The following is an 8,325-nucleotide window of genomic DNA, read 5'->3' on the forward strand; positions in this document are numbered from 1 at the left end:
TAAAACTAGTAATTATTTTCAACAATCAACATTTTAAAACAAACATTTTCAACGAAAACGTTGTAATTTTCATTATAAATCAACAAAAAACATGAAAAAATGATAATTTCAGTAGTTGTATTTTATATAATTCTAATATTACACCAAAAAACACCCTATTTTTTTGATAAAAAAATAAAAATCACACAAAAACAGATAGAAAAACAGAAATTTATACAGACAAACCAAAAAACATAGCCTAAAACCAAAAAAATACCAAAAACCAGGTGTAAAACAATTTCATATTTATTTTGTATCTTAAATAAGATATATGAAATCGTACCAGCTTACTTTTACACAGAAAATACCTGTCTCCTTACAGGAAACCTGGGATTTTTTCTCCTCACCCATGAATCTGGCCCGGATAACACCTGCTGAAATGAATTTTACAGTACTTTCCAACCCGGAGCATTTAGAAAAAATGTACCCGGGCATGATCATTAACTATATGGTATCACCGCTGAAGGGAATCCGGATAAACTGGATGACGGAAATTACCCAGGTAAGAAAAGAGGAATATTTTATTGATGAGCAACGCTTTGGTCCATATAAATTCTGGCACCATCAGCATCATTTTAAAGAAATAGATGGTGGGACCGAAATGAACGACATTTTAACCTATGGTTTGCCAATGGGGATATTTGGACGCATGGTCAATCGTTTATTTGTAGCAGGCAAACTCCGGGAGATTTTTAATTTCAGGGAACAGAAAATTCAGGAGTTATTTGGAGCTTATCCTATAACCGGTACATAAGCGCTGCCCTGCACCACTCCTCTTTTCTCAATTTCTTTATCTATATACGTTTGTATAGCAGATTTATTGAGCCCCCAGTTGGGTGCAATGAGCAAATCCCAGTCCGAAATACCAAACAATCGTTGAATCACAACATCAGGCCGCAACAAAGGGATCAATTTGCAAAGCAAATCGGTGTATTCTTCAAGAGAAAATAATTTAAAAGGTTGTTTTTTATATTTCGCACCCATTATAGAGCCTTCCACAATGTGAAGATGGTGGAATTTCACAAATTTAATCTGAGGAAAGCGGTTAATTTCGTGAATATACCCGAGCATCATCTCTTCAGTTTCCCAGGGAAAGCCAAAAATGGTGTGCACACAAAGATCAAGCTTGGAATTTTCCAGTAATTTTACAGCTTCAACAAATTCTCCATGGCTACACCCCCGGTTGATCTGACTGAGTGTCTCATCGTAAATGGATTCCATTCCCATTTCCAGGTCTACATCAAAACGGTCAGCATAACTTTCCAGCAAGGCCACTTTTTCAGCGTCGATGCAATCTGGTCTGGTACCAACAGAAAATCCAACCACATCCGCTGTATTTATGGAAAGCGCTTCATCATACATCATTTTTAAATAATGTACCGGCGCATAGGTATTGGTATTGGGCTGGAAGTAAACAATAAACTTGTCTGCTTTATAAAAACCTTTTCCACGTTCCATGCCCTGCTCCAGCTGCTCGCGGATGGTAGGCAGTTTACGGGAAAGTTCGGGCGTAAAAGAATCAACATTACAATAAGTACAACCACCATAGCCTTTGCTCCCATCGCGGTTAGGGCAGGTAAAACCGCCGTCTACAATTACTTTAAACACACGCTGTCCTTTATATTTCTCTTTAAGGTGTGTGCCGTAATTATTATATCCCTTTATACCTAAATCTACCAGAGTTCCCAATTGTTTTTTTTTATCCTGCAAAAATACAGATTTTTATTTATCCATACGTATCGCTTCCATCTCGCTCATGTAGCTGCTAAAGGTAGCTTATAGCTTAAACATCATTGATACGAAAATACAATGATATGAGGCCAAATTAAAAAGCCGGCTGTCTTTTGCTAAGACAACCGGCTTCAATCAATTCAATAAATTAATCCAGCTTTTTAAATTCTACCCTTCTGTTTTGGATCCTGCCCTCTTCTGTATCGTTTGAAGCAGCCGGCTCAGTAGCACCAAATCCTTTGATGGATAAATTTGAAACATTCACTCCTGCATTTACCAGGTAAGATTTCACAGCGTTGGCCCTGTCAACCGACAATGACATGTTGTGCTCAGCAGAGCCTTCAATTGAAGAATGTCCGTTTAAAATGAACTTAGCAGAGGGATCCTTTTTCATTTCGGTAGCTATCTTATCCAGTACTGCAAATGAAGCTGTTTTCAATACCCCCGAATCAAATTCAAAAAACACCTTACTAAAATTGTAATCTGGTTTTTCTTCCACCGGTGCAGGCGCTGGTTTAGGCTCAGGGGCCGGTTCAGGTTTTTTCTCTTCAACAGGTGGGGCCGGTTTTTCAACAGGCGGAGCCGGTTTGGCAATTGCCTTTTTTGTTTTACACGATTGCATGGAAAGCGCAAACAGGCCAATAGCGGCCAATAATAAACTGGGTCTTAAAAATTTCATTTGTTTTTGTGTTTGTGTCCGTAATAATAAAAAATAAGCATCAGGTTTTGAAAGAAAGCACGCTATTAAAACGAACTATTTACACAAATAGTGTAACGCTTACGTTACTTGTTAAAATGCCTAAGTAAGCTATCGAGAATTTCCTGCTGTTTTCGGCAACAAAGAATTATACAAATGTCAGGATTTATCAATCACCCCATAGGCAGCGGTTTTCCATTTGATATACCCCAAACGGCCACATTGCCCGGCAACTTCTGCTTCTATATTTCCGGGTACATCATTGACAATTTTCCAGCGGATGCTGTATTTACTGTTATAGCTGATATAGACCACTACATCGTCAAATAATGGTTCGGCAGATTCCAATGCCTTTAAATGTATTTCCTGCAGTTCTTTGGCAAAACGGATCAGTCGTTCATTCATCACTTTTGCCAATGGTGCGGCTGGCTTTGTATCGGGTTCTAAAATTGGGAGTACAGTTACGGTCATCGCTAAATCTCAGTAATACTACTTTTTTTAGCAAAAATAATTATTATTACGGAATTATTTGACACCGGCAGGTCATTAGTAAAAATTAAAAATTACCATTCTCTTCCAAGTCTGCATTAATTCAGATTTTTCCTAACGAAAAATCTAAACAAACGCTAGGCCTTGTCAGAGAAGGTAATTTTTATGTGAAGTTGGATGGGTAAAGAAAATTATAGATCTTTTACTTGAGCAAATGTTGGCCATTTTGGGTAACTTAGCATCACAGCAATCAGAAACTGTTTTGGAGCAAATTGTTCATGAAATAGAAACCAAAAGCACATCTGAGCTGGAGCAAGGACGTTATTTTAGACAACTAAGGGTATTACTACAACTTCGTAAGTTAGATAAACAAGCAATTAAAGATATGGCACTGACCGGTAAAATCTTCAAAGAAGAAAAAGACATCTTATATATCAGAGGTGAAATGAAAGGCGAGGAAAAAGGCAAACAGAAAAAATCAATTGAAATGGCTCGTAAAATGGTGGTAGCTAATGAATCATTAGATAAAATCATCGAATATACTGGCCTCACAATAGAAGAAATCCAATCCCTCTAATCCCCTACCCCTTGGTAAAGCCTATAAAAGATCCGGAAAATCCGCTCTTTGTGCTTACTGCACCAGCACAAAGGGCTTTGTTACATTATGGCATTGATACTTTGGAAAAGGTGGCTACTTATACTGAAAAGGAATTTCGACAATTGCTTGGCGTAGGGCCACAGAATATACCCATATTAAAAACGCTTCTTCAAAAATCAGGGCTTTCATTTAAAAAGTAACAAGGCAACGGTCTTATACGGATATATATAGCTGGTTTTGTCCGTGTTTTAGGTTACAATGCTCATCTTTCCCTGGTGTTAAGTTACTTTCCTTCCCTCCTGCCCGGCTGTTGTTCGAGTATTGCTTGGAAACTGCCTGGCCTGGGCCTTTCAATGACTATTTTTGCGCCAGCAAAAATGTAAAATAACTTCACCTACAGTAAAGCGCATTGGAGATGCAAGGCAGGCGGGCTAGCTTAGTGCCGTATTAATTAAAACAGCATTATTATGGCACGTATAAACAATGGCATTTTTGGAAGCATAAGCGGCAAAATCGGAAATATTGAAGGCTATGTAAGAAAAGGCCAGCCCTTAATCCGGCTTAAAAAGAGGAAAACGAACATTCCTCCCAGTTTAAAACAACTTGCTGTTAGGCAAAGGATGAAGGTGGTAAATACCTTTATCGGCAGTATGACCAAATTTGTGGCCGCAGGTTTTGACCTGGCCGCAGCAAATGAAACTTATACGGCAAACAATGCGGCCAAATCATACCAACTGCTACATGCAATACAGGGCGAATATCCTGATTTTAGTATCGCTTATCCGCTAGCAAGGCTTACCGAAGGCATATTACCAGTGGCTGATGAGCCGCAGGTGCAGCCGCTGGCAAATGGCCTGCTGTTTAGCTGGGGCTTTGCTATAAACGAAGGTTTTTATTACCAGCGCCAGCAGGTAATGCTCCTGGTTTATGCCCCGGCAATAAATAAAGCTTTTTATACGCTAAGTGGCACAAGAAGAATATCAGGTGCCGAAACTATGGAACTGCCAGATGATTTTAAAGGGCTGGTTTTGGAGTGTTACATCAGTTTTGTAGCCGATGACAGGAAAGCGATTTCGAATAGTGTTTATGTTGGGCAGGTGGTGTATTGAGTCAGGACCATTGAAAGACATTTTTTATACTTGAATGAAAATTTATTTTCTTCCAAAAGCAAGCATTGCAGATATTTCAAAGCCTATTTTACTGCTAAACAGCTATGTGTAAAGAATACACTACCTATTTTTTGTGTGGTTATTACTGAAATTATATAGAACTTTGTTGTTATAATTTCGTAACTTAAAGATGGGATTTAAAACAACCGGGAAATGAGTGCTTACAGCACATATACCGATCAGGAACTAACTGCTTTGTTAAAGGTTGGGGATCATATGGCCTTTACAGAAATATATAACAGGTATTCATCCATTTTATATTTACATGCCAGACATATGTTAAGGCAGGATGACAGGGCGAAAGATGTAGTGCAGGAATTGTTTACTGCCATATGGAGTAAACACGATCAAATTGAGTTTGGGGCTCATCCTAGCGCATATTTATACAAAGCAGTTAGAAATATCATTTTAAATGTGGTGCGGCACGAAAAAGTAAAAGAAAACTACCTGGCCGATTTAGGCGCTTTCGCAGAGCAAGATACCGTACAAACGGATGAGCTTGTTCGTTACAATGATTTAAAGCGAATGATTGAAGGCGAAATTGCCCAGATGCCTAAAAAGATGAGAATTGTTTTTGAGTTGAGCCGCAAACAAAATTTAACACATGCAGAAATAGCCAGGCAGCTTGGTATTTCGGAAGCAACAGTGAAAAAGCAGGCTAGTAATGCCGTAATCCTGCTTAAAAAGAAATTTAAAACACCTTTAGCCATTCTGTTAGTGCTGGTTAAATAGTACGCCAAAAATATTTTTATTTTTTCTACTCCCTGTTGCCGGGTGGCGTGTCTCATCAATATAGGGCATAACTTTTTAAGTATGATATAATGACCAACGAGGAAGTAAAAGCATTATTAGACAGATACCATGAGGGTACTTGCAGCCAGGAAGAAAGGATGCTGGTAGAATCGTGGTATAATGCCAGAGCTGAAAAGAATAGTCCTCTAGGAATTAAAGAAGATCTGGAATTTACAATCGCGCAAATATGGGAGGATATTCTAATTGAGGCTCCTGCGCCTAAGGCCAGGAACACTAAACTCTGGCCGCGTATTTTCGGCGTAGCCGCTGCGGTAGCAGCAATTACTTTAGGCGTATGGTTATATTATTCCTCTGCACCCCGTCATGCCGAGGGAAGCGTAGCGACGAGGGATCTGTTAGCAAACGATATTGCACCTGGTAAAAACACAGCAACGCTTACCCTTGCCAACGGAAAAACCATAAACCTAAGTGATATGAAAACGGGGGTTGTGATTGGAAGTGAATTAAAATATAATGATAATACGGTCGTCATCTCGAATGAAGAGAGAGATCTCTTGAATAGCACAAACAAGAGGTCTCTCCCATACGGTCGAGATGACGGGCAGGGCGCCAATAGCAATGTACAAATGCTCACAGCTACTACCCCCCGGGGCGGAGTGTACCAGGTGGTACTCCACGATGGCAGCAAGCTCTGGCTAAACGCAGACTCAAAAATATCTTTCCCTTCACAATTTATTGGTAAGGAACGCAAAATATTGTTACTATACGGTGAGGTGTATTTTGAAGTGGAAAAAACCTACACGTTAATGCAGAGGCAAAAAATCAGGCAACGTTTTATTGTAGAAACGATGGGTCAGGAAGTAGAAGTATTAGGTACGCATTTTAACATTAGTGCGTATCAGGGTGAGGGGATAAAGACAACTTTGTTGGAGGGATCTGTGCGGGTGCACTATTTGTCATCCAGAGCGAATGCGAAGGATCTAGATTCCTCGGTGCCTCGGAATGACAAAAGTGGTCGAGATGACGGGCAGGGCGTAATCCTCAAACCCAACCAGCAATCCCTTGTCACGGCAAGCGGGGGCATAACTGTAAAACAAGTTGATGTAGAACAGGTTGTGGCCTGGAAAAATAGCCAGTTTATGTTTGAAAGCGAAAATATTCAAACCATTATGAAGATGGTTGAACGCTGGTATAATGTAGACGTGGAATATATAGGGGAAATTACCGATGAAAAGTTTGGAGGCGGAGTATCCAGATTTGACAATGTTTCAAAGGTGTTAAAATCATTGGAATCTACAGGTAAGGTCCATTTTAAAATTGAGGGTAGGAAAATTTTTGTAAGCAAATGAGGGAAATTAAATACTACATCGACCACCCCGTCCCATAGGCACCTTCCTTGGCAGGCGGGGAGTTACTACCGCTTTAACCTGCGGAAGGATAAAGAATAACAATACAAATGAATAATTGAAATAAACCAATACAATCAACTAAATAAACCAAACTTAAAAACCAGAATGATGAGATTCAACTACAGAAATGATCCTTAAGGGGGTGTAAAAAAACAACCAGAAGTGTAGCACCCCTGGTTGCTGTTTGATTCTGCCTATAATAAATTATTGACTGTTTTACTGCGGTTGTCCTGGTCTTCGAAAACATAAGACAACTGCTAAACCAAACTGAATACTAATGTATAAAATTTATACCAATAATTGGGATATACCTGACGGGTATCTCTATAGAATATGGCTTATTATGCGATTAACCACCGTTATATTAATAGCTACAATCATGCAGGTCAGCGCAACTGGTTTTGCACAGAAAATTAGTATGGTTAAATCAAAAGCCCCTTTAAAAACAGTTTTAAAAGAGCTTAAATCACAAAGCGGCTATATCTTTTTGTACACAGAGAGTGTTTTGAAATTAGCTAAACCAGTAGATATTAAAGTAAACGATGCAGATTTCCAAGATGTACTTGAGCAAATTTTTGAAAATCAACCGTTAAGTTATACGATTAATGAAAGTACAATTACGGTTAAAGAAAAATCTCCTTCCCTGCTAGACCGCGCACTCCTTGTCATCCAGAGCATAGCGAAGGATCTTACGGTTAAAGGCCGTGTAACAGACCAGGATGGGAAGCCACTCCCAAACGCCTCAATCAGAATCCGCGGCAAAAGTGCTGTTACGAATACTAATGCTGAGGGTGAATTTGAGATTAAAGGAGTGGATGAGGATGTAATATTACTGGTAAGTTATGTGGGTTTTAAGACTTTGGAGATTGGATTGAAGGACGCGGTGATGCCATTGGAGATTAAGCTGAATGTGGCGACTGGAGAGTTAGAAGAGGTGAAGGTCACGTATTCTACAGGGTACCAAAATATACCGAAAGAAAGGGCAACTGGTTCATTTGTGCAGATAGATAACGAGTTATTTAACAGAGCGGTAAGCACAAATGTTTTAGATAGAATATTAGACGTTACAAGTAGTTTAAAAGTAGAAAAGTTAGCATCTAAACTTTCGACTCTTCCGAATGGCTCTGCTATTAGTATTAGGGGATTCAGTACGATTAACGCCAATATGAAGCCCCTGATTGTAGTAGATGGATTCCCTTATGAAGAAGGGGAAGGCTTAACGAGTGACATTTTTCTGGAAAATTTAAATCCAGATGATGTAGAATCTGTAACCTTACTAAGAGATGCCGCAGCTGCAAGTATCTGGGGAGTACGATCGGGTAATGGTGTGATCGTTATTAATACAAAAAAAGGCAAATACAACCAGAAGACAAATATCAGTTTCAATAGCAATTTTATTTTTACCGAGAAACCTCGTCTAAATAAAATGAATGTTATTAA

The 8,325-nt window shown here is 39.2% G+C and carries 10 protein-coding genes; 7 read left to right on the top strand and 3 right to left on the bottom strand.

Features of this window, described 5'->3' with window-relative positions:
- Nucleotides 1–310: 310 nt before the first annotated feature.
- Nucleotides 311–793: an SRPBCC family protein gene (locus R2Q85_RS23910; protein WP_316814332.1), complete on the top strand. Its 483-nt coding sequence runs from the start codon at nt 311–313 to the stop codon at nt 791–793.
- Here the strand turns inward: R2Q85_RS23910 and R2Q85_RS23915 are convergent.
- The 3 genes from R2Q85_RS23915 to R2Q85_RS23925 form a co-directional block, all read right to left on the bottom strand.
- Nucleotides 772–1,728, bottom strand: coding sequence for a TIGR01212 family radical SAM protein (locus R2Q85_RS23915; protein ID WP_316814341.1), 957 nt, complete (start codon nt 1,726–1,728; stop codon nt 772–774). The genes R2Q85_RS23910 and R2Q85_RS23915 overlap by 22 nt on opposite strands.
- A 190-nt stretch (nt 1,729–1,918) precedes the next feature.
- A complete protein-coding gene (locus R2Q85_RS23920) occupies nt 1,919–2,449 on the bottom strand; it encodes an OmpA family protein (RefSeq protein ID WP_316814333.1) in 531 nt (176 codons plus the stop codon).
- 177 nt (nt 2,450–2,626) lie between these two features.
- Nucleotides 2,627–2,938 (bottom strand): hypothetical protein, encoded by a 312-nt coding sequence (locus R2Q85_RS23925; RefSeq protein ID WP_316814334.1) that lies wholly within the window; start codon nt 2,936–2,938, stop codon nt 2,627–2,629.
- 232 nt (nt 2,939–3,170) lie between these two features.
- Here R2Q85_RS23925 and R2Q85_RS23930 point away from each other — a divergent pair, with 232 nt between their 5' ends.
- The 6 genes from R2Q85_RS23930 to R2Q85_RS23955 all read left to right on the top strand — a co-directional run.
- A complete protein-coding gene (locus R2Q85_RS23930) occupies nt 3,171–3,533 on the top strand; it encodes a hypothetical protein (RefSeq protein ID WP_316814335.1) in 363 nt (120 codons plus the stop codon).
- Between the two features lie 11 nt (nt 3,534–3,544).
- Nucleotides 3,545–3,754 carry a hypothetical protein gene (locus R2Q85_RS23935; protein WP_316814336.1) on the top strand — a complete coding sequence of 70 codons (210 nt, stop codon included), beginning with the start codon at nt 3,545–3,547 and terminating at the stop codon, nt 3,752–3,754.
- A 267-nt stretch (nt 3,755–4,021) separates the two neighbouring features.
- Complete coding sequence (locus R2Q85_RS23940) at nt 4,022–4,663, top strand: DUF6266 family protein (protein ID WP_316814337.1); 642 nt, start codon at nt 4,022–4,024, stop codon at nt 4,661–4,663.
- 213 nt (nt 4,664–4,876) lie between these two features.
- Nucleotides 4,877–5,455, top strand: a complete 579-nt coding sequence (locus tag R2Q85_RS23945) for an RNA polymerase sigma-70 factor (protein ID WP_316814338.1) — start codon at nt 4,877–4,879, stop codon at nt 5,453–5,455.
- Between the two features lie 89 nt (nt 5,456–5,544).
- Nucleotides 5,545–6,825 carry a FecR family protein gene (locus R2Q85_RS23950; RefSeq protein WP_316814339.1) on the top strand — a complete coding sequence of 427 codons (1,281 nt, stop codon included), beginning with the start codon at nt 5,545–5,547 and terminating at the stop codon, nt 6,823–6,825.
- A 337-nt stretch (nt 6,826–7,162) separates the two neighbouring features.
- The coding region (locus R2Q85_RS23955) for a SusC/RagA family TonB-linked outer membrane protein (protein WP_316814340.1) at nt 7,163–8,325 on the top strand (1,163 nt) is incomplete at its 3' end.

It is taken from the genome of Pedobacter heparinus (assembly GCF_032678725.1).
Lineage (GTDB): Bacteria > Bacteroidota > Bacteroidia > Sphingobacteriales > Sphingobacteriaceae > Pedobacter > Pedobacter heparinus_A.

Bases quoted from the DNA above. Each gene is read 5' to 3' on its own strand.
- R2Q85_RS23910 (WP_316814332.1), top strand. From the start codon at position 311: ATGAAATCGTACCAGCTTACTTTTACACAGAAAATACCTGTCTCCTTA.
- R2Q85_RS23920 (WP_316814333.1), bottom strand. From the start codon at position 2,449: ATGAAATTTTTAAGACCCAGTTTATTATTGGCCGCTATTGGCCTGTTT.
- R2Q85_RS23925 (WP_316814334.1), bottom strand. From the start codon at position 2,938: ATGACCGTAACTGTACTCCCAATTTTAGAACCCGATACAAAGCCAGCC.
- R2Q85_RS23930 (WP_316814335.1), top strand. From the start codon at position 3,171: ATGTTGGCCATTTTGGGTAACTTAGCATCACAGCAATCAGAAACTGTT.
- R2Q85_RS23940 (WP_316814337.1), top strand. From the start codon at position 4,022: ATGGCACGTATAAACAATGGCATTTTTGGAAGCATAAGCGGCAAAATC.
- R2Q85_RS23945 (WP_316814338.1), top strand. From the start codon at position 4,877: ATGAGTGCTTACAGCACATATACCGATCAGGAACTAACTGCTTTGTTA.
- R2Q85_RS23950 (WP_316814339.1), top strand. From the start codon at position 5,545: ATGACCAACGAGGAAGTAAAAGCATTATTAGACAGATACCATGAGGGT.